The 21581-nt window shown below is 38.0% G+C and carries 16 protein-coding genes, 1 tRNA gene and 1 pseudogene; 5 read left to right on the forward strand and 13 right to left on the reverse strand.

From position 1 onward, the window contains the following. Positions 1-96: 96 nt before the first annotated feature. From CA730_RS23275 to CA730_RS23295, 5 genes are all read right to left on the reverse strand, one after another. Positions 97-1347 (reverse strand): ABC transporter substrate-binding protein, encoded by a 1251-nt coding sequence (locus CA730_RS23275; protein WP_096670942.1) that lies wholly within the window; start codon positions 1345-1347, stop codon positions 97-99. 188 nt (positions 1348-1535) lie between these two features. After that, positions 1536-1745, reverse strand: a complete 210-nt coding sequence (locus CA730_RS23280; RefSeq protein WP_231939926.1) for a YfbK domain-containing protein — start codon at positions 1743-1745, stop codon at positions 1536-1538. Positions 1746-2078: 333 nt separating this feature from the next. After that, complete coding sequence (locus CA730_RS23285; RefSeq protein WP_096670944.1) at positions 2079-3356, reverse strand: M16 family metallopeptidase; 1278 nt, start codon at positions 3354-3356, stop codon at positions 2079-2081. 286 nt (positions 3357-3642) lie between these two features. Then, positions 3643-4548, reverse strand: a complete 906-nt coding sequence (locus tag CA730_RS23290) for an alpha/beta fold hydrolase (protein WP_096670946.1) — start codon at positions 4546-4548, stop codon at positions 3643-3645. A gap of 2 nt (positions 4549-4550) precedes the next feature. Beyond that, positions 4551-5051, reverse strand: coding sequence for a HugZ family pyridoxamine 5'-phosphate oxidase (locus CA730_RS23295; RefSeq protein WP_096671759.1), 501 nt, complete (start codon positions 5049-5051; stop codon positions 4551-4553). A gap of 371 nt (positions 5052-5422) precedes the next feature. Here CA730_RS23295 and CA730_RS23300 point away from each other — a divergent pair, with 371 nt between their 5' ends. The 3 genes from CA730_RS23300 to CA730_RS23310 all read left to right on the forward strand — a co-directional run bounded on the left by CA730_RS23300 (position 5423) and on the right by CA730_RS23310 (position 9065). Then, positions 5423-6907 carry a CIA30 family protein gene (locus CA730_RS23300; protein WP_096670948.1) on the forward strand — a complete coding sequence of 495 codons (1485 nt, stop codon included), beginning with the start codon at positions 5423-5425 and terminating at the stop codon, positions 6905-6907. 461 nt (positions 6908-7368) lie between these two features. Then, on the forward strand, positions 7369-8187 hold the full coding sequence (gene thiD / locus CA730_RS23305; protein WP_096670950.1) for a bifunctional hydroxymethylpyrimidine kinase/phosphomethylpyrimidine kinase: 819 nt from the start codon (positions 7369-7371) through the stop codon (positions 8185-8187). A 218-nt stretch (positions 8188-8405) separates the two neighbouring features. Next, positions 8406-9065 (forward strand): hypothetical protein, encoded by a 660-nt coding sequence (locus tag CA730_RS23310; protein WP_096670952.1) that lies wholly within the window; start codon positions 8406-8408, stop codon positions 9063-9065. A 268-nt stretch (positions 9066-9333) separates the two neighbouring features. On the opposite strand, the gene CA730_RS23315 is transcribed toward CA730_RS23310, so the two are convergent. After that, positions 9334-10518, reverse strand: a complete 1185-nt coding sequence (locus CA730_RS23315) for an NAD(P)H-quinone oxidoreductase subunit H (RefSeq protein ID WP_096670954.1) — start codon at positions 10516-10518, stop codon at positions 9334-9336. Between the two features lie 1391 nt (positions 10519-11909). On the opposite strand from CA730_RS23315, the pseudogene CA730_RS25860 reads away from it, so the two are divergent. Both CA730_RS25860 and rsmH read left to right on the forward strand, forming a co-directional pair. After that, positions 11910-14255 (forward strand): annotated as a pseudogene (locus tag CA730_RS25860) (type ISP restriction/modification enzyme). Between the two features lie 148 nt (positions 14256-14403). Then, on the forward strand, positions 14404-15306 hold the full coding sequence (gene rsmH, locus CA730_RS23325) for a 16S rRNA (cytosine(1402)-N(4))-methyltransferase RsmH (protein ID WP_096670956.1): 903 nt from the start codon (positions 14404-14406) through the stop codon (positions 15304-15306). An 11-nt stretch (positions 15307-15317) separates the two neighbouring features. Here rsmH and CA730_RS23330 read toward each other — a convergent pair. From CA730_RS23330 to kaiB, 7 genes are all read right to left on the reverse strand, one after another. Beyond that, positions 15318-15391: transfer RNA gene (locus CA730_RS23330), tRNA-Val, on the reverse strand. A 70-nt stretch (positions 15392-15461) separates the two neighbouring features. Further along, the gene (locus CA730_RS23335; protein ID WP_027401464.1) at positions 15462-16241 is read right to left on the reverse strand and encodes a photosystem II S4 domain protein; all 780 of its coding nucleotides are present in this window, start codon (positions 16239-16241) and stop codon (positions 15462-15464) included. 75 nt (positions 16242-16316) lie between these two features. Then, the gene (locus tag CA730_RS23340) at positions 16317-16817 is read right to left on the reverse strand and encodes a hypothetical protein (RefSeq protein WP_096670958.1); all 501 of its coding nucleotides are present in this window, start codon (positions 16815-16817) and stop codon (positions 16317-16319) included. 18 nt (positions 16818-16835) lie between these two features. Continuing rightward, positions 16836-17219 carry a hypothetical protein gene (locus CA730_RS23345; RefSeq protein WP_096671760.1) on the reverse strand — a complete coding sequence of 128 codons (384 nt, stop codon included), beginning with the start codon at positions 17217-17219 and terminating at the stop codon, positions 16836-16838. Between the two features lie 107 nt (positions 17220-17326). Further along, positions 17327-19330, reverse strand: a complete 2004-nt coding sequence (locus CA730_RS23350; protein ID WP_096670960.1) for a TolC family protein — start codon at positions 19328-19330, stop codon at positions 17327-17329. A 108-nt stretch (positions 19331-19438) separates the two neighbouring features. After that, complete coding sequence (gene kaiC / locus CA730_RS23355) at positions 19439-20995, reverse strand: circadian clock protein KaiC (protein ID WP_096670962.1); 1557 nt, start codon at positions 20993-20995, stop codon at positions 19439-19441. A gap of 186 nt (positions 20996-21181) precedes the next feature. Further along, positions 21182-21496, reverse strand: a complete 315-nt coding sequence (kaiB, locus tag CA730_RS23360; protein ID WP_039201202.1) for a circadian clock protein KaiB — start codon at positions 21494-21496, stop codon at positions 21182-21184. Positions 21497-21581 lie beyond the last annotated feature (85 nt).

Consider the following 21581-nt stretch of genomic DNA (forward strand, 5'->3'; position numbering starts at 1 on the left):
ACTCTTACTCTCCGCGCCTCTGCGTGAAAAAAAAATCATACTTTCATTCACCAATGCCGAAAAATTAGAGTCTGGTACAAATTTTAATTACAAACTCTACATATCTGCCTGAATTTGTTGGTTGGCTGCATTTTGTGCTTTTAACATTGCCTGTTTTAACGGTTGTTGTCCTAGCAAAACACTAATAAATTGATTATCAAAGTTGTTGATAATTGCGGCAGGATACTTGCCTAATTGCCAGGGTGTGGCATAATTAACTCCTGCTACTAATGATGCTCTGAGAGGGTCTTTATCATAACCTAATTGCTGTGCTACTGATTTACGGGCTGGTAATGCAAATCCTTTACTTGTCCATTTTTTCATGCCTTCTTTACCTGTTAAATAGGAAATGAGTTTCCATGCTTCAATTTTATGGGGGGCTTGTTTATTCATGACATAGGCAACGGTAAAAACCATTGTTGCTTGCTGATGATTAATTTTGGGGATCTCTGCTGTGGCAAATTCTAGTTTGGGAAAGGTTTCTTGCAGATAGGGAATTGCCCAATTACCCTCAATTACCATTGCTACTTTATTTTGTCCAAACATTTCACTCCCGGAATTTGTGCCGACATCAGATTTTTGGGCGGAGGAACGATCTTTTTGATATTGATTGATTACTAATTCTAAACCTTGCAAACCTGGATCATTAGCAAAGGTAGCATAACCATTTTTATCAATAATTTCTCCGCCAAAAGCGTTGATTTTATATGCCTGACGAGATAATTCGGGAATTTCACCAAAGCCATATTTATTCAGTTTGCCTGTTAGTTGTTTTGCATAGGTGCGAAGTTGTTCCCAGGTAGTTGGCGGACTGGTTAAACCAACTTGATTAAATGCTTGTTTGTTATAAAATAGGGCTAAGGTAGAATAGTCTTTAGGTAAACCATAAATATGATTTTGGTAGGTAAAATTGTTGAGGAGGTTGGGTTCTATGTCTGTAAGATCAAATTCAGGTTTAATATATTTATTAAGGGGTTCTAGGACGTTCTGACTCATTAAAAAAGGGGCTTCTAAAGCGTCAAGATAAAATACATCTGGTGCGGCTTCTCCTACTAAACGGGTTTTAATCACATCCATGTATTGATCAGCGATCGCTTCATATTTGACTTTGATCTGGGACTGCTGCTTTTCAAAGTCTTGAATTACCTGTTTTAACAGTGTTTGTTCTAGGGGATTGCCTGTCCAACCACTGAGTTTGACGATAATGGGTGGGGGTGATTTTGGTAATAGCAAATTGTGACAACTAATAAGAGCGATCGCTATTGTTATTACCAATCCTAAAAGGTTAAATAATCTCTTTTTTCTCACAATTTAATTGAGATTAATTCTGAGTTGATATGGTTACTAATTTATTTCCCCTGCTGATATAGATCATCTTTCTAGAGGATGGCTTTAATTTCTATAGCAGAAAGTATCACTAAATTGGTTTAAATCACCATTTAAGTAGGGGCCAACCCCCTGTGGTTGCCCCAAATACTGGGTTAGGCACGGGGGCGCTACTTTCTGATCATCAAATCTCTAGATTTCTCTACCAAACGCATAAACTCACCCCGATAACCTTCCTGATCTTCCCCCTGACCTTGAGTTGCTAATTTCATCACCGAATCATAGTTAGCATTCCCTTTGTATTCAGAATCACGTAATATCATCCCAAAAGTTGCCACAGCAGCCGCAAATCTCAAGTTAGTGGAAGGGGATTCGGTCAACTTTGAATTCACTATCTTTGATAGTTTGGGTAATTAATTGAGTGCTACTATCTTGAGGTAATTTATAGCGAAGTTTTGGATTGACGGAAAACGGCAATTCCTACTGTTGGTAGTAATAAAAGTAGTGTTAAAATACTGACGCGCTGCCACATTTTGGACGGAATCGGGTAAGACATTGCTAAATCCTCACACTCAAGAAAGATGTTTGCTTTTTTGCACTTACCTAGAATAGTCCTGGGCCGCTTGAAATTTAGTTACCGTTACAGTTTTGGTAACTGTAAGGGTTTAACAACTAATCTACGATGTTTATCTTCGATGAGGTTTAAGTCAAACCTAAACAGGCTTTATGACAACGACACCATAAGCATCTGGGGACAGATAATCCTTTGTAGCTTGGATTAAATCAGTGGCTGCCTGGGCTTGAATATATTGGGGGTAATTAAAGGCTGGTTCTAAGTCACCAATCAATGACTGATAATAACCATACAACCCAGCGCGATCGCTTGGTGTTTCATTCCCAAATATAAACCGATTAGCTACTCGTCGTTGGACACGGGCAATTTCTGATTCTTTGACCAATTCTGTTTGTAATCTGCGAAGATGTTGAATAATTCCTGCTTCCACGTCCGCTAAATTTTCTACATCACATTTAGCAGAAATCGAAAACACACCTTGCAATAAATTATTCATATTACTCACAGAAATTGAAGAAACTAATCCCTGTTCTTCCCGTAAATCTCGCACTAATCTAGATGTTCTTCCATGTCCTAAAATGCCCGCTACCACATCAAGCGCATAAGTTTCCTCTAATTCCATCAATCCAGGAACTCGCCACATCATCACTAATCTTGCTTGTTGGAGAGTTTCATCAACAACTTCCCGACGGACTATTTCTGTAAATGCAGGTTCAGGAATTGCTGCTGTTTGTGTGATTTTATTAGTTGTTTGTTGATAATTTTTACTAAATTCTGCCGCAATAATTTCTACTAATTCTTCTACTGGTAAATTACCCACAGCAACTGCTGTAATTGATTGAGGTTGATACCAATGATTATGAAAGTCTCGCATTTGTTGCGGTTTAACTTCAGAAATCACAGACTCAGGACCAAGTACGGGACGACGATAGGGCAAGGAATCAAAAGCAGTTTCCATAACATGACGATAAATTCGTCGTCTGGGATTATCTTCAGAACGTCTAATTTCTTCTAAAACTACTAATCGTTCCCGTTCAAAAGCATCATCAGGAATACTCGGATTACAAACAACATCTATTTGCAAAGGAGCTAATTCGGCAAAATCTTTAGGCGCAGTTGTGGTATAATAATGGGTATAATCTTGGCTAGTAGCAGCATTAGTCACTGCACCACGTTCTTCAATCCGGCGTTCAAATTCACCACTAATAAGTTTTTGTGTACCCTTAAAAATCATGTGTTCTAGAAAGTGAGCCATACCATTAATAGCATCAGATTCCATTGCAGAACCGGTTTTTACCCAAAGGTTGAGATTAACCGCGTCTATTGGCATTTGTTCGGCGATAATAGTCAACCCGTTGGGTAGATGGTGCCGTGTAGGTGCATTAAGGCGTGGAAGTTTCAGAAGAGTTGATGTCATTGGTTGTGGTGAGTGAAGAGCTATGTTACTTTTTTTATATTACAACTTTCTTGATGGTGTAAACCTTTCGCACTCATCTACTAAGATTCTAGCTTATGACCGATAATTTTGGATTTTAGATTTTGGATTTTGGATTTTGGATTTTGGATTTTGGATTTTGGATTACAAAAATTTTGTACAAGTCCCGCCATTGAGGACGGAAAAATCGTCAGTCCAAAATCAAGTAACTTATTACTTTTGCATTTTAACTTTTGACTTTTGACTTCCGCGCAGCGTTGCTAGTCCTTTAGATTTCTAATTTTCCAGTTTTGTTGTATTTTTGTAAAATTCCTATGACAACTGCTGGTATTTCTAAATGGGGCAAAATTCCTGTATCGGGTATTTTATGAAAACCCTGAATTGCCTCAGTATTTAAATTTGCTAACCGTTGTCCCAATTGGATATTTGTAAATTGGGCATTTTCACCCCACAACATCACAGTGGGAACTTGCAGTTGTTGAATATATAAACTCAAATCAAAATACAAATTTCCCCGTAAAAAAGACAAAGCTGCAAACTTGGCTTGATATTGTTGTGCGGAACTTAAATAAGCTGATACCATTTCCTGTGTTACTCTTTCAGAGTTGGAAAATAGAAAACTTTGCAAAAAGTTTCTCACTGCAATTTCATTTTCTGCACCTAAAGCATAAATTAAATTATCTACTAATGGTGTATTAATTAAAGAAAGTGGTAATCTTCTCCCTGCACCTTCTCCAAAATCATTAAAACCCGCAGGACAAACTAAAAATAAAGCTTTGAATAAATCGGGATAAGTCACAGCAAGACGAATAGTAAAACCCGCAGTTAAAGAAGAAGCTATGACAGTGACAGGTTGATCACAAGTTTGCGAAATAAAATCTAGAATCGTCGTTAAATAATCTTCAATTTGATAATCTCTCACCGGGTGAGCAGATTTTCCCCAGCCAATTAAATCTGGGGCTAAAATTCGATATGTTGACGCATAAGCTGGGTAAATTTTCGACCATTCATAAGCAGACGCACCACCACCAAAGTTATGTAGAAATAATAATGGTGGTAAATCTTGGTTTTTGGTGTTTTCCCAAGGAGTGCTAATTTGGGTATAATAAACCATTGCCCCCAAAGATGTATGAATGAATTTACTCCCAAAACCCGGAGGTTGAAATTTCAGCATAATTATGAAAGTGAATCTTTGGTAATTTGGACAAGTTGATTTATATTATCATTACTAATATTATACGCAGCCCCAAACCCAATGACAAACCGTCCGGTCTGCGGTGTAAGTTGCAAAATCCGAAAATCTGGTAAACTGCGTAATGTAGAAATCAATTCTCCAAAACGAAGCTGAAATTTATCAACAATTTCCTCCCATTTTTCAGTTTCCATTTCTATCAGATTTGCGTTACAATCAAAGTTTAAGCGCCGACGAGCAAAAATCTGTTTAGTTTTAATTTCGTCATCAATAAATAGAACACTTACAAAAGGATGATTTTGAATATTTTGCGTATGAGTAGCTAGTCCACTCACATAAATATAGATGTTCTTATCATCGTCCATGACAAAGGGAGCATAACTAGCATTAGGGATTCCTTGTTTATTTACCGTACTAATAATAATGCTGGTAAATTCTTCAGGAAATTTCTCATATTCAGCTTGGGCGTTGGCAAATTGACTCATCACGGCAATTATCATATTTTAGAAATATTATACCAAAAAATAGTAATATGGCTATCCAGATTCATCCAGATCCCCGACTGCTTTGAGAGGTTGTTTGAAAAGTATTAGATGAAACCGACAATCTCCAGAAACCTAACCCCCCTTCCCTTTTCCCTACCTCTCCCTAGCCCTCTCCTTTTAGGAGAGGGAAGCAGAAAAACTTTTTTTATCTGGAATGGGGGTTTCAAAGGCTCTCCCCGTGTCGGGGAGAGGTTTTGAGAGGGGTTTATCTATACATTAAAAACTTTTCAAACATCCTCTGAGAAGTCGGGGATCTAAATCTACAAAAAATTGATACAATAACAATAAAATACAATGTTTAAATCGTAACTATGAATAATAACAACCGCTCTCGATGGGATTTATGCAGATTCATTAAAACCCTAACGTACTTTGAAGTATTTCCGATTCTTAATTGGATTCAAAAACTATTTCCAGGTAGTTCAACAGATAATCAAGATAGACCCAAAGAAGGAGGAAATGTGGCTGTAATTCTGGTAGCTGGTGCAACAGGTGGTGTAGGTAAACGAGTTGTTAAGAAGTTAATAACACAGGGTTATAATGTGCGCTGTTTAGTTCGAGATATTGAAAAAGCGCGGCAAGTTTTGGGTGATGATATTAATTTGGTAGTTGGAGATATTACCAAACCAGAGACTTTGACAAATTTAGTTATGGCTAATATTCAAGCTGTAATTTGTTGTACGTCAGTGCGTGTTCAACCTGTTGAGGGAGATACACCCGATAGAGCAAAATATAATCAAGGTGTGAAATTTTATCTGCCGGAAATTGTCGGAGATACACCAGAAAATGTTGAATATCAAGGTGTGAAAAATTTAGTAACAGCAGCCGCAAAATATCTGGTTGCTGCGGGTGAAAAACCGATATTTGATTTTACGAAACCATCAGATGAAATCAAAAATATCTGGGGTGCTTTAGATGATGTGGTTATGGGAGGTGTTAGTGCTAGTAGTTTCCAAATTAGGGAAAATATAGGAGTATTTACAGGTAATGTTTCTACGGCTAATTCTGGGGGGTTTGCTTCGGTGAGAACTAAGAATTTTTCACCTTTGCTGGATTTATCTGGTTATCAAGGTGTGAAATTGCGGGTTAAAGGTGATGGACAACGTTATAAAATATTTTTACGCACAGAATCAACTTGGGATGGTGTTGGTTATAGCTATTCTTTTGATACTGTTGCTAATAATTGGCTAGATATTCAGATTCCTTTTACAGATTTAGTTCCCGTATTTCGTGCCAAAATTGTTAAGGACTGTCCACCAATGGACATTAGCAAAGTTTGTTCTGTGCAATTAATGTTGAGTAAGTTTGAATATGATGGTGCTTTAAATCCTGCGTTTAATCCGGGGTTTTTCGCGCTGGAAGTTGCTTCAATTCAAGCTTATGGGGCGGAAACTTTACCTCAATTTGTATTAATCAGTTCCGCTGGGGTAACTCGTCCCGGAAGACCAGGAATTAATTTAGATGAAGAACCACCAGCAGTGAGATTAAATGACCAATTGGGAGGAATTTTAACTTGGAAGTTGCGAGGAGAAGAAAGCCTGAAAGCTAGTGGAATTCCCTATACAATTATTAGACCTTGTGCTTTGACAGAAGCAGCAGGAGGGAAGGAGTTAATTTTTGAGCAAGGTGATAATATTAAAGGAAAAGTTAGCCGTGATGATGTTGCGGAAATTTGTGTTCAAGCAATTAAAGAACCACAAGCTATTAATCGCACTTTTGAAGTTAAAGAAGGTGAAGCGATTGCTAATAATTTAAATTGGACAAGGCTATTTTCTGGTTTACAGGCTGATAAATAAAACGGTTCTAAGGTAGGTTGGGTGGAACGAAGTGAAACCCAACATTGGCGGTAATATGGTAAAAGTTGTTGGGTTTCCTTGCGTCAACCCAACCTACAATAAATGTTGTTTTACAGAAAGGGAACGGTAGAGCCATTTTCATTTAATAATCTTCAATAATATGATATTGAAAAGATGGTTATCCCCAAACTTTTAAGTTTATTAGAGGTAAGTAAGTAAACAAAATAAAAATGAGGGGTATTGCGTTTTGTAAAATGGCTGAAACTCAATCAGAATCTCGCATTGAGACAAATTTACATACCGTTATATACCTTTAAATTTTTCTGTTCACCTACTTAAAATACTCCGTCTTGGTACTACCCCCTCAAAAACCTAGCACCTATTTTCCTTTTTATCAACCTCAAACCTTTGATTCATTTACGTTTTACGTTTTTTCAGCAAGACCTATTTAGACTCCAATTATGACAATAAACAAAACTTTCGTTCCTGTTGCTTTAACTATTGCTGGTTCTGATAGTGGTGGGGGTGCAGGAATTCAAACTGATTTACGGACTTTTGCTTTTCACTGTGTTCACGGAACAAGTGCTATTACCTGCATTACAGCCCAAAATACTGTGGGAGTTAGTAGGGTTGATGCGATCGCTCCCCAGTCTATTATCGCTCAAATTCAGGCGGTTGTAGAGGACATTGGTGTACAGGCTGCAAAAACGGGAATGTTACTCAATCAAGAAATTATTTTCGCTGTAGCCCAGCAAATAACAGCTTATAAAATTGAGAATTTAGTGGTTGACCCTGTGATGGTATCACGCACAGGAGCGCAATTAATTGATGATGATGCGATACAAACTCTGCGGAAGAATTTAATTCCCTTAGCAGCTATTATTACCCCAAATCGCTATGAAGCGCAGATTTTAAGCGGGTTTGAAATTACTTCTTTAGCAAATATGCAAGCAGCGGCGGAAATGATCCATAGGGAATTGGGAGTTAAGGCTGTTTTAGTCAAGGGTGGGGGAATGCCGGGAAATTTGCGAGGTGTTGATGTTTGGTTTGACGGGGAACAATTGGAGATTTTGACAACGAAACAGGTAGAGACAAAAAATACTCATGGTACAGGTTGTACTCTATCAGCGGCGATCGCTGCTAATCTAGCTTTAGGTAAAGACCTCTGGACATCCGTGCAAATAGCCAAGGAATATGTAACAAATGCTCTTACCTATTCCTTGGATATTGGCAAAGGACAAGGACCAGTAGGACACTTTTTCCCATTATTGATAAAATAGATTTATTAAGCACTGTATTAATTAAATACAACCAGCTAATATACTAATAGTTCTAATTATTTAACCCTTCTTGTTTCTAATTCTCAACTCCTGATATTTTTCCCCGTCTTTGCCTTTTGTGCATTTTTCTATTATTCTTGGGCATAATCTCATAAATAATTATATTCTGGTTTTGCGTACCCTTACTCTAACTACCGTATTTTGATACTAAAAATTCCATGAAAACAACTACAGGATCTCACTATAGTCAACCACCTAATAGCTACCCCCCTTCTGTTCCCCTGTGCGTTTATCGAGAGTTGACAGTGGAGTTACAAGCAGTCCAATCCAAATTGGATGTTATGACCAGTCATAATCAGAAATTAGTCCAGGAAAATCAACAACTGCGGCAAGAAATTACTAAAGTGATTCAGTCTTGCTTAGAAGTGCAAAAGCTAGTTAGTACACCATCACCCAGTTCTCCTGCACCATCTTCATCTGATAATGAAGTTAAATATCCACCTCAACCTCAGCCAACACCTTACCATAATCACGAGGTAAAACACACGCATAAGCCAACTGTTACCGCATCATATCCGCGTCAGCAAACAAATCGTACCCGACCAAAAACAGCGCCAAAACCGACTCCTCCTCAAAATCGTCGTCAGGAGTCTGCTGCACCAAGGATGAATATAAACTTGCCAGTATCAGAAACAGTATTTATAGAAGAAGAGGAAGTTCACTATTATCCTCAATATCGGACTGAAAGTAAAGGCTTAAATGGTTGGTGGCTGATAATAACCATTATATTTATCATGATAACTGGTTTTGCCGCTGGGTATTTAATTGTGCGCCCTTTATTCCAAAATCACACCCAACCTTCAACAATTAAAAATTGAAAATTCATGGCAAATTAGACATTAAGTAATTGGACAAAAATATTTACAGTCATTGCGAGGGAAGGGAAGCAATCGCAAAGGTTGTGATTGCTTCATTTCACTTCGTTCCATATGGCTAACGCCACGCAACGCTTACGCAATGACATTGTGTAATTAATTTTGTCTCACTACTTAGGTAGCAGGTAATGTAGAGACGTTCCATGGAACGTCTCTACAAGAATTCCAGAAGATACACATTGAAGTCCTTGTCCTAGAGTATCAAGATTGATTATCTATCAACAGAACCCATAATTACGTCAATACTACCGAGAATAACCACGATATCTGCAACCTTCATTCCTCGCAGTAAATGAGGTAGAATTTGTAAGTTGTTGAAATCTGCGGCGCGGATTTTCCAACGCCAAGGGAAAACATTATTATCACCAACTAAATAAATTCCTAATTCTCCCTTACCACTTTCGACACGGGAGTAAATTTCACCCTTGGGGACTTTGAAAGTAGGAGAAACTTTTTTAGCCACGAATTGGTAATCAAAAGCATCCCATTCAGATTTTTTCCCAGCCATTAACCGCTTGGCTTCTAGGTTTTCATAAGGTCCACCAGGTAATCCTGCGATCGCTTGCCGAATAATTTTCACAGATTCGCGCATTTCTCGCATCCGTACCATGTAACGGGCAAGACAATCACCAACAGTTTCCCACTGAACATCCCAATCGAAATCATCGTAACATTCGTAGTGGTCAACTTTCCGTAAATCCCATTTTACCCCAGAAGCCCGTAACATTGGTCCAGAAAGTCCCCAGTTAATAGCCTCTTCACGGCTAATAGTTCCCAAACCTTCAATCCGGCGGCGGAAAATGGGGTTATTGGTAACTAAGCGTTCATACTCATCAACTTTGGGAATGAAGTAGTCGCAGAAATCTAAACACTTATCTACCCAACCATAGGGTAAATCCACAGCTACACCACCAACCCGAAAATAATTGTGATTAACCATGCGGTAGCCAGTTGCAGCTTCCCACAGATCATAAATCATTTCCCGTTCCCGGAATTGGTAGAAAAAGGGTGTTTGTGCGCCCACGTCAGCTAAGAACGGACCAAACCATAATAAGTGATTTGCAATGCGGTTTAATTCCAGCATAATCACGCGGATATAGCTGGCGCGTTTAGGTACAGTGATACCTGCTAATTTTTCCGGTGCGTTGACTGTCACCGCTTCGTTAAACATCCCCGCAGCGTAGTCCCAACGGCTGACATAGGGGACGTACATGATTGTAGTGCGGTTTTCGGCAATTTTCTCCATTCCCCGGTGCAGGTAGCCTATAACTGGTTCACAGTCAACGACATCTTCCCCATCTAGGGTCATAATTAAGCGTAAAACACCGTGCATTGATGGGTGATGAGGACCCATATTTAGCACCATCGGTTCGGTGCGCGTTTCTATTCTACTCATAGATTTGCTGTTCTCCCGTTGTGGATGTTGTAAATTGACCCGCTAAGATTAACTTGCTGCGATTGTTATTGTCTGCCAAAATTTAGCTTATAGGGATAATTTCTAGGTTATCTCTACAGGTGACGTTGGAGAGAGAATAGCAGAGTCGGTTTTGTACTTGATGTTTTATTGTGTGCAGCTACTTCAATTATTATAGGTAAGCCTGATATATAAGGGATTGAGAATCTGGATTTTTTTCATGTACCTAGGGGTGTGGGAATGGAGAGAAATCTTCGCGGTGCGGATGACTAAACTAAAATTGTATCAATGTCTTGGTGATTTTGCTGATTTTTGACCCGTAGGAAGATAGATTTAATTTATAATTATCTTCATTAGTATCTATGGGTAAATTTTAGCTCACTCAGAGGCGCAGAGGCACAGAGGAAGAGAAACGGAGTTTTTTAAGGGGTGTGATTAAATTTATGAATTATTTTCAAGTTTATTTTCAGGAAATTAATCAAGTTTATCAACAACAAAATGCCACAGAACATACATATCGCCCAGCATTAAAAAAATTAATGGAATCTTTAGATTCTCAAATTCAAGCTATTAATGAACCAAAAAGAATAGCTTGCGGTGCGCCAGATTTTGTAGTGAAAAATGGTATTTTAGAAATTGGACATATTGAAGCTAAAGATATAGGTGTTTCTCTCAAGAAAGTAGAAAAAACTGCCCAAATGGGACGTTATTTTCAGGCTTTAGGTAATTTGATTTTAACTGATTATTTAGAATTTCGCTGGTATATTCAAGGAGAATTAAAATTATCTGCTTCTTTAGGAACTATTGATAAAAACAAAAAAATCAAAGTTGATAAACAAGGAATACAGGAAGTTGATCAACTTTTACGGCAATTTTTATTAGCTAAAGTTCCCCAAGTGACCACACCGAAGGATTTAGCTAAACGTATGGCTAGTTTAGCCCAATTAATGAGAGATGCTATCAAAACGGCGTTAAATGATGTGGATAATGGGGGAATGTTACGTCAGCAGCTAGAGTCATTTCAACGAGTATTAATTAAAGATTTGACGGTGGAACAGTTTGCAGATATGTACGCCCAAACTATTTGTTATGGGTTATTTGCAGCGCGGTGTAACACTGATAATGTTAATACTTTTTCGCGGGAAACAGCAGCTTTTAAATTACCGAAAACCAACCCTTTTTTAAGGAGTATTTTTGGACAAATATCCGGACCAGATTTAGATGATAGAATTAGTTGGGCTGTGGATAATTTAGCGAATATTCTGCAACAAACGGAAATGGCAGAAATTCTCAAAGATTTTGGTAAACGTACCCGCAGAGAAGACCCTGTTGTGCATTTTTATGAGACATTTTTGGCAGAATATGATCCGAAAATGCGAGAATCAAGAGGGGTTTATTATACTCCTGAACCTGTGGTTGATTATATTGTTAAAAGTGTAGATTATATTCTCAAATATAAATTTAATATTAGTAAGGGTTTAGCAGATTCTAAAAAGATTAAAGTTCCTAATCCCAAGGGTGAGGGAACTATTGAAACCCATCAAGTTTTGATTTTAGATCCTGCGGTGGGTACGGGAACTTTTATGCACAGTGTGATTGATTTTATTTATGATAAGTTTAAATCTCAAAAAGGAATGTGGTCAAGTTATGTTAGTCAACATTTATTACCCCGATTATTTGGGTTTGAATTGTTGATGGCACCTTATACTGTAGCACACATGAAATTAGGTTTACAGTTGCAAGAATTGGGTTATGATTTTAGTTCTGATGAACGATTAAGGATTTATTTAACTAATACATTACAAGAGGCTTTTCAAATTCCTGCTGCTGATGGTTTTATGAACAGAATTAGAGATGAAGCAGAAGCAGCAAAGGATATAAAACAAGATGTTCCTGTGATGGTAATTTTAGGAAATCCTCCCTATTCTTATGAATCTATAAATACTGACCCTTGGATTGTGGGATTAGTTCGAGATTATTATCAAATAGATGGTAAACCTTTAGGAGAAAGAAACCCGAAAGGATTATTAGATGATTATGTAAAGTTTATCCGTTTTGCTCAACATCGAGTTTCCGAAACCGGTTATGGTATTGTGGCTTTAATTACGAATCATGGTTATTTAGATAATCCGACTTTTCGGGGAATGCGTCAAAATTTGATGCAAACTTTTGATGAGATTTATGTTTTAGATTTACATGGTAATAGTAAGAAAAAAGAAGTTTGTCCTGACGGTTCACCAGATAAAAATGTATTTGATATTCAGCAAGGTGTAGCAATTAGTATTTTTATTAAATATGAACATAGTCAGCAAAAATTAGCAACGGTTTATCATGCTGATTTATGGGGTATGAGAGAGGTTTATGAAAATAAAGAATTAGTTGGGGGTAAATATCATTGGTTAGCAGAAAATGATATTAGTTCAACTGATTGGAAAATTGTCAAACCTGAAGCTAAATTTTATTTATTTAACCCTCAAAATACCAGTTTATCATCCGAGTATGAACAAGGATGGAAAGTTATTGATATAATGCTAGTGAATGCTGCTGGTATAAAAACCCATAGAGATCATTTTGCTATTGATTTTGATGAAGAAAGCATTACTCAAAAATTTAGAGAAATGCGAGAAACTAATTTATCTAAAGAAGACTATAGCAATAAATATAATATTCATGATCATCAAAATTGGCGATTAGATAAAGTCCGTCAATTAATTCGCTTAGATAATCAATGGACAGAGAAAATAATTAGTTGTTTATATCGCCCTTTCGATTGGCGTTAATGTTATTATAGTGATCTAATAATGGATAGACCTAGACGAGAATTACTTGATCATGTTTTTAGAAAAGATAACTTATGTTTAGGTTTAGGTCGTCAAGGAATTGCTGTAAATGATCCTATCTGGTCTTTGGTATCAGTTGCAAATCAACCTATTGATACTAATATTTTTAGAAGAGGTGGAGTTAATATTTTCCCTCTTTACCTTTACCCAACAGATACCCCAACTTTATTTGATTCTATCCCAACTAATACACCTGGAGGACGTAAACCGAATTTATCTCCAGAATTTATTATTGAATTTTCCCAAAAACTAGATTTAGAATTTATGTTTGATGGAAAAGGAGATAAAAATAAAACCTTTAGACCAGAGGATATTTTTAATTACATTTATGCTATCTTTCATTCTCCTAACTACCGTCAACGCTACGCCGAATTTTTAAAGATTGATTTTCCTCGTGTTCCTTTAACTTCCAATGCTGCGCTTTTTTGGGAATTAGTTACCAAAGGTGATAAATTAGTTAAATACCATTTAATGAAAGCAATAGGAACAGGAATTTCTAATTATCCTATTCCTGGTTCTGATCTTGTCGAAAAAGTTAAATATAATGAAAATCATCAACAAATTTGGATAAATTCCGAACAGTATTTTGATCAAATTTCCTCGCAAATTTGGAATTTTTATATTGGAGGTTATCAAGTCTGTCAAAAATGGCTAAAAGACAGAAAAGGGAGACAATTGAATTTTGATGATATTAGTCATTATCAAAATATTATTTCTATAATATCAGAGACTATTAAGATTATGGAAAATATTGATCAAATAATTGAAGAATATGGCGGTTTTCCGTTAGAATTTAAACCCTTACATTCTTATGGTTTTACAATTCTTAAGGAATCCGGGGATCACTCAAAAGTGAGAATCGCGGATTATACGGATTAAAAGATGGCGCGGATTAGGTTGTTTGCTATGATAAAAGTTACTAAAATCTGTGAAATCAGCGCAATCCGTCTAATCCGTGATTCTGACCTTTTTCCCGTTTTATCAACGCCAAACTTGCTTCTTAATTTTTAGTATCAATAAATTAATGATGAAATCAGATTCACAAACCCCCATAGATTTAGAAGAAGTTACATTTTCCCATATTCCTGTTCTCAGTCAAGAAGTGATTACAGGTTTAAATATTCAACCTGGTGGAAATTATTTAGATTTAACCGTTGGTGGTGGTGGTCACAGTCGGTTAATATTAGAAACTGCTGAAGATGTGAAAGTTACCGCAGTTGACCAAGATGAAGATGCTTTAAATGCAGCAAAAGAGAATCTAACAGAATTTGGAAATAGAGTCAAATTTATTCATAGCAACTTTGCTAATTACCAATTTCCAGAAAATACCTATCATGGAATTTTAGCCGATTTGGGAGTAAGTTCCTATCATTTAGATAACCCAGAACGGGGTTTTAGTTTTAGAAATACTGCTAATTTAGATATGCGAATGAACCAGCAACAATCCCTCACTGCTGGAGATATTATCAATGAATGGGACGAACAAGAATTAGCAGATATTTTCTTTAAATATGGTGAAGAGAGACTTTCTCGCAGAATAGCCAGAAGAATAGTTGAAAAACGCCCATTTAACACTACCACAGAATTAGCCAATGCGATCGCCTATTCCGTCCCTCCTAAATATCGTCATGGGAGAATTCACCCCGCAACCCGTGTTTTTCAAGCTTTGCGAATTGCTGTCAATGACGAATTAAAAGTCCTAGAAACCTTAATAGAAAAAGCACCTAACGCGCTAATTCCTGAAGGAAGAATAGCTATTATCAGTTTTCACAGTTTAGAAGACAGACCGGTGAAACATGGCTTGAGAAATTCCCCCTCCTTGCGAATATTGACAAAAAAACCCATAATTGCCACAGAAGAAGAAATTAAAGAAAACCCCCGTTCCCGTTCTGCTAAATTGAGAATAGCAGAAAAGAAAAATACAGATTAGACATAAAAATATGGACGGTATTGGACTCGAACCAACGACCCCATCGATGTCAACGATGTACTCTAACCACCTGAGCTAACCGTCCGTAGTCAACACAGACTAATAATCTATCATATAAAATATAATTTGTCAACCACTAAAACCAAAATTATATCCTACATATATCTAGTCAATTGCACCCGATAGCGATCCTTTTTCGTCACCGCAATTTCTCCAACTTCCAACCGCCCTTTTCCCCGAATTGCGATTAAATCCCCTGTTTTAACGTGAGAACTGGCTTGGGTGACTTCCTTCCAATTGACACGCACATCATTCGAGTCAATCAAATCCACCATTTTACTGCGGGACATCCCAAATCCAGCCGAAGCCACCGCATCTAACCGCAAAGAAGCCTCTACAGTCGTCATTTCCTTCTTCTTCGGTTCGCGGATTTTTAACTCATTAATTTCAATGCGTCGAGTTTTCACTGGCACAGAACGCACCTGTTGTAAACTCATCTCTAAAAATTCTACCAATTCAGGGACAACAATCACCTGCGCCCCTCTTTCCCCCAATACAATCACATCTCCGGTTTTTTCTCGCACAATCCCCGTTCCCAGCATTGCGCCTAAAAAATCCCGGTGATTTGCTGTATCAAACAAGAAATTACCAGCAATTTCTAAAGCCACAATCGCCACTTCAGACTGATCTAATGGTAAATCAGCACGAGCGATAGCTAACCTTTGTCTTTCCGCCTGTGGATATCCACCCCACGCTACCGAATGCACCTCCGTTAAGCGGCTAAATACCCTTTGAATTTCCGCCAACTCCGGCGGAGACAAAAAATCTGTAAATACCACTTCCCAGGTCTTTATGGCTTGATCTGCTTGATCAATTACACGGGCAACAGTATCGCGGTTTTCAACACCTTTTAAAAGTTCTTCTCTAGGTAGCATGGAATTATAGGAGTTACAGGGAGCAGGAGCAAATAGATACCCGACTTCTCAAAGAAGTTGGGTATCTGGTATGTACTAATTAGTTTCCGCATAACCTTGAATATTTTCTGGTTCAAACTGGCGGAGAATGCGAGTAGCTTGACGAGTCAGAGTTTCCGAACCCTGTACCACAATTAAATATTTACCTGCATCTAAACGATTGCGATAGGGTAAAGCATCACCACCACCCTCAAATAAACCCACACCACCACCTACAAATACGCTACCCATTGCACCGCTACCAGCCCCCAGAATGCCGCCAACCACATGATTTCCAATTTCCCCAGCCCAGGCGAAGGTATCTAAACCGGTAATCAAACTGAAGGTAAAACCGGAAAAAAAGCCAAATGGTACTAACCAAATCGCCATTAGCTTGACTTGTTTTTTTGCTTGTTCTTTGGGATCAATTAAACCAAACTCATCAGCACTTTTATAGCCCCTACCAAGAATAGTGCCATTTATCCCTTCTCTTTCTAAGGCTAAATCAGCGGCTTCAGCCTGGATGCGATCTGATAATACAGCAACAAGATAATTCATCAATTTTAAAACTCAGGATTAATGTGACTTCAGCAAATCCAAAGGCTCACAAAAATTATTCACACCTTGTTTAAGAATATAAATTAAAACGGGTGTAGCCAGACTTTTGGGAAAACTCGGTATTGTCCTTAGATGTACTATCATCCCTTGAATTGACTCATTTAACAAGTTTTCTCGATATTCTTGTTCACAAATTACCGCCCGCCACTTTTTGGCTAAAGCATCCAACCAGTCGGAATTGGTTTGTTCTGGTTCTTGTCCAGCCCGAATAGCCAGTGTCATTACCGCATCTTCTAAATCTCCATCGCAATCCTCTATCAAGTCTAATGCTTCCATTGCTTGAGGATCATCTACCAAATGAGAGCGAAATTTTGCAATCTCTTGTGATGTAACTGTAGTCATGAGTTTTTGACTAAACCAGGATTTGAAAACCATTTTACAGCATTGGGGACTGGGGATTGGGGGATTGGTAATTGGTGAAGAATTTCCTCCCCTACCTCCCCTACCTCTTACTTGACTCCTGATTCCTGTAACTGATTCAAACCCCTAGTGGTAACGTATCTTTGTAATTCTGTTAAAGCCCGGTTGTAATCCAATATTGCTTTGACGCGATTACCTTCTGAACGGGTGAGATCATTTAATGCGTTAATTACATCAGTTTGAGTCCCGACACCTGCTTGGAATCTTAACCGCGCTAACCGCAAAGACTCTTTAGCTTGTTCTAAAGCCACATTAGAAGTTTGCACATTTTCTAAGTTTGAAGCCTGGGTAGAGTATGCCTGTTCTACTTGAAAGCGGATTTGGTTGCGCTGTTCAGAAAATTGAGTTTCAGCGATCGCAGTATTGGTCTTAGATTGGGCTGCTCTGGCTTTTGCTGCCCCACCATCATATAAACTGAAGGTGGCTTGTACTCCCAAAGAATAACCATCACTCACGCTTGTTCCATCATCAAACTGATCTAACAAGTTATATCTACCTACCAAACTTACCTGGGGACCCAAAGCTGCTAATGCTTGTTTTCTTTGAGCCTCGCTGATATTGCGCTGTGCTAAGTTCTGTTGTAGTTCGGGACGATTTTGATAAGCTAAAACAATACTTTGCTCTAGTGGATGTTGCCATAAACCTGCCAATTTTACAGGATCACCCGCACTAATACTCGCTGATTGGGGTAAATTCAACAGCGGTGCTAGCTTACGACGGGCAATTTGTTGTTGAGAAAAGGCGCTAGTTAATTCCTGTTGGGAGTTAGCTAAATTCACCTGCGATCGCAACACATCGAAACGAGTACCCACACCCGCCCGTTCTAAAGCCACTGCATCCTTCAAACTCGCCTGAGCATTTGTAACCGCTGACTGAGAAATTCTCACATTTTCATCAGCTTGTTGCAAATCATAATATGCCTTAGCCACATTCAGGCGAATTTCCTCAGATTGTCTCTCCACATCTAACTCTTGCACCCGTATCCTTTCTTGTGCCTCTTTAATCGCTGCATTACGTCTACCAGAGGTGTACAGATCGTATCTTATCTGTGCAGTACCGCTAAATGTAGTAGTCGAAGGAGCATCACCCACCAAAGGATTAGTCTGTCTAGCTTGATCAAACTGTAGTGTACTACTAGCACTGCGACTATTTGTCACATCACCACTCAAATCCACGCTAGGCATTAAAGCCGCTTGAGCTTCACGTAAAACCGATTTACTCCGTTCCAGTTGCAGTACGGACACCTGTAAATCATTATTATTCCGTTTAGCCAGTTCCAGCGCCTGTGATAAACTAATTGGCTGAGTTCCTTGAACTTTCACTTCCTCTGCTTGCGTCGGATATAACAGCGGATTAGGACTAGGATTCAATTCGTTAGGAACATTAGGAAAATCTACAGGTTGACTAGGTGCAGAATTGACATTTTCTGCGGTCGGAGGTGTACTGGTTTCTGTCGTAGTCGGAACAGTTGTTTGTGCTATCAAACTATTATTTTGAGATAAGCAGGTGTTACTAGTAAGTAGCAAAGCTGCTTGACTCTTGGGCTGTGATTGTGGACAATTACTAGACTCTAGTAACTTTGATACCTCAACATCACCATTGATCACTTCCTGATCAGAGTTACTTAAACTACCTAACTGAGAATTACTCGCAAACAGTAAATTATTATTTGAATTTGATAAATCAGAAAAACTTACAAATCTACTGTCATATTTTGGAGAACTTTTTTCTCCCTCAGTGCTGAGATAATTGTCAGCCATGATTATAGGTAGACTGCGGTTGCCAACAGGGTTGATACTACCTTGACTAAAATAATTAGCAGGTAATAATCCTGGGTTACTTTTAACGTTACTTTTGGGCTGTAGGCTATTGTCTGTGAATGAATTCCTACTATTAGTAGAAATTAACACACTAGGAGAAGACGTTAGCTGTAACTGACTTACTTTAATAACAGTAGCCCAAGCGGGCTGAGTTGTTAATACTGCTACTGTTACACCAGGTAAGAAACAATGGAATAATTGCTGTCCTTTCACCGCATCCCCTCACACAAAAAATATTAATTTAGCGGCAGAATACTTGTCTTCAACAGAAATATAGCACGATCTGGAGATTTGGGCAGGAATATCGCACTATAATTCATGTTAGAGATCAGAACTCGGTTTGTCTTCAAAACGTTTGACAATCCGAGAAAGTTCTGCTTTTTCGTCTATACTAACGCGGGTAGGCGCACCACTAATAATTCGCTCATAATTACGGAATGAATCTTTAATATCGGGACCATCTGCCGTAATATTATATTCACGAATGCCCTTATCGTGCCATGAGCCACGCATTTTAAATACGTTAATTGCCCGTGACATTTCTCCCCGAATTTCTACATATTGTAACATCAAAATTGTGTCTGTAATCGTAGAAATGTGGGAGTCAGTAATGGAATTAGAACCCAGAAATTGGTCTGTGGTATTGGTAAAAAAACCAGTAATTTCTTCTTGTTTAGCATAACCTGTGACACCAATTACAAACTGACGAAAAGCATTATTACTAACACCTCTAGCCATTGCAGAAAGTGAATCAATGGCAATACGAGCAGGTTTAAAATGGGAGATTTCTGATTTAATAATTTGTAAGTGATCTTCTAAACCAGTTGATTCAGGATAGGTACAAATAATTTTCAGTAATCCTTGATGTTCTAATTCTTCAAAATCTATGCCCCAAGAATGGGCATTGCGGGAAAGTTGGGCGCGAGATTCTTCATAGGCAAATAATATTGCTCGTTCACCATTAATGCAGCCATCTTGAATAAACTTACTAACTAATAAAGTTTTACCAGTACCTGTAGCTCCTGTGGCTAAAATAATCGAATCTTTAAAGAAACCACCACCACACATTTCATCAAGAACTTTTACTCCCGAAGATACACGCACATTAGAAGATCGTTGTGTTAAACGCATTGCTCCCAAGGGAAATATATTAATTCCTTCATTGGTAATTGTGAAGGGATATTCACCTTTCATGTGGGTTGTTCCCCGTAATTTGAGAATTTCTATAGTTCGGCGGCGGCGTTCTCCTTCTAAAACGTTACGAGAAATTACTACATTATCGGAAACAAATTCTTCGACTCCAAAGGATGCTACTGGCCCATATTCTTCACCCCGTTCAGTGGTAATGATGGTAGTCACATTCAGTAGTTTTAGCCGTGCTACTAACCGAAAAATTTCCCGCCGCACGACTCCGATAGCTTCATATTGTTGAAATATGGCTGTCATGGAATCAATGGAAACCCGTTTAGCTTTGTATTTACGAATGGCATATTGTAAACGTTCAATCAGGGCAGATAAATCAAAATTACCTACTATGTCTTGACCTTCTGGGTCAGGAGATGCGTCGAGAATAAATAATTTACCTTCATCAATCAACTGTTGTAAATTCCAATCAAAAATATGGGCATTTTTAATAATGTCACTGGGTGATTCTTCAAAGGTAACAAATACTCCTGGTTCGTCGAAGTAGGTGATGCCATTATAAAGGAATTGCAGTGATAATAAAGTTTTGCCAGTTCCTGAAGTTCCACTAACTAAGGTAGTTCGACCAACAGGTAAACCGCCATGACTGATATCGTCAAAGCCTTCGATCATCGTGCGAATTTTTTCGACACCAATAGGTATTTTTTTTTGTTCAGGTTGCTCTTTTTTATTCATGGTTTATCTAATATGGATATTCAACCCAGGTTTTTAAAATCAAGAAAGTTTTTAATTATTTTTAATAACTAAATAAATATACCAAATTGCAGGTAAATAAATTCCCAAATTTTCATCAAAAAGTGGCTAACGCCACGACTTTACTCGGAATTATTACTTGTTGCTTTCTAAATCCTACATTTTGTATTATTCTTTCCCATATTCTTCATTCAATTCTTCGTAAAGCAGATCCAACCCAATTAATACTCTTTCTCTATCTGTTAAATCACCAATAATTTTCCGCACAGGAGGGGGCAAAATTTTGGATAGTGTTGGTGTAGCGAGTATTTTATCCTCTTCGGCTAACTGAGGGTTTTTCAGGACATCAATTACTTTTAATGCATAAACTCCTTGAAATTCTTCATCTAAAATATTTTTGAGTGTTTTCAAAGCCCGCATTGAATTAGGGGTATTTCCTGCTACATATAGCTTGAGAACATAGGTTTTTTTAGCTTCATTCATACAATATCAACTCCTAAAAATATAGAGGTAAAAGACAAAAAACGTAGGATTACATACACATTCAAGTATAAATTACCATGAATGT

This window comes from Dolichospermum compactum NIES-806 (assembly GCF_002368115.1).
GTDB classification, from domain to species: domain Bacteria; phylum Cyanobacteriota; class Cyanobacteriia; order Cyanobacteriales; family Nostocaceae; genus Dolichospermum; species Dolichospermum compactum.

Coding starts and splice junctions, on each gene's coding strand:
- CA730_RS23315 (WP_096670954.1), bottom strand. CDS start 10,518: ATGAGTAGAATAGAAACGCGCACCGAACCGATGGTGCTAAATATGGGT.
- thiD (WP_096670950.1), top strand. CDS start 7,369: ATGACAATAAACAAAACTTTCGTTCCTGTTGCTTTAACTATTGCTGGT.
- kaiB (WP_039201202.1), bottom strand. CDS start 21,496: ATGAATGAAGCTAAAAAAACCTATGTTCTCAAGCTATATGTAGCAGGA.
- CA730_RS23290 (WP_096670946.1), bottom strand. CDS start 4,548: ATGCTGAAATTTCAACCTCCGGGTTTTGGGAGTAAATTCATTCATACA.
- CA730_RS23335 (WP_027401464.1), bottom strand. CDS start 16,241: ATGCTACCTAGAGAAGAACTTTTAAAAGGTGTTGAAAACCGCGATACT.
- CA730_RS23295 (WP_096671759.1), bottom strand. CDS start 5,051: ATGAGTCAATTTGCCAACGCCCAAGCTGAATATGAGAAATTTCCTGAA.
- CA730_RS23300 (WP_096670948.1), top strand. CDS start 5,423: ATGAATAATAACAACCGCTCTCGATGGGATTTATGCAGATTCATTAAA.
- CA730_RS23345 (WP_096671760.1), bottom strand. CDS start 17,219: ATGACTACAGTTACATCACAAGAGATTGCAAAATTTCGCTCTCATTTG.
- CA730_RS23310 (WP_096670952.1), top strand. CDS start 8,406: ATGAAAACAACTACAGGATCTCACTATAGTCAACCACCTAATAGCTAC.
- rsmH (WP_096670956.1), top strand. CDS start 14,404: ATGAAATCAGATTCACAAACCCCCATAGATTTAGAAGAAGTTACATTT.
- CA730_RS23340 (WP_096670958.1), bottom strand. CDS start 16,817: ATGAATTATCTTGTTGCTGTATTATCAGATCGCATCCAGGCTGAAGCC.
- kaiC (WP_096670962.1), bottom strand. CDS start 20,995: ATGAATAAAAAAGAGCAACCTGAACAAAAAAAAATACCTATTGGTGTC.
- CA730_RS23285 (WP_096670944.1), bottom strand. CDS start 3,356: ATGACATCAACTCTTCTGAAACTTCCACGCCTTAATGCACCTACACGG.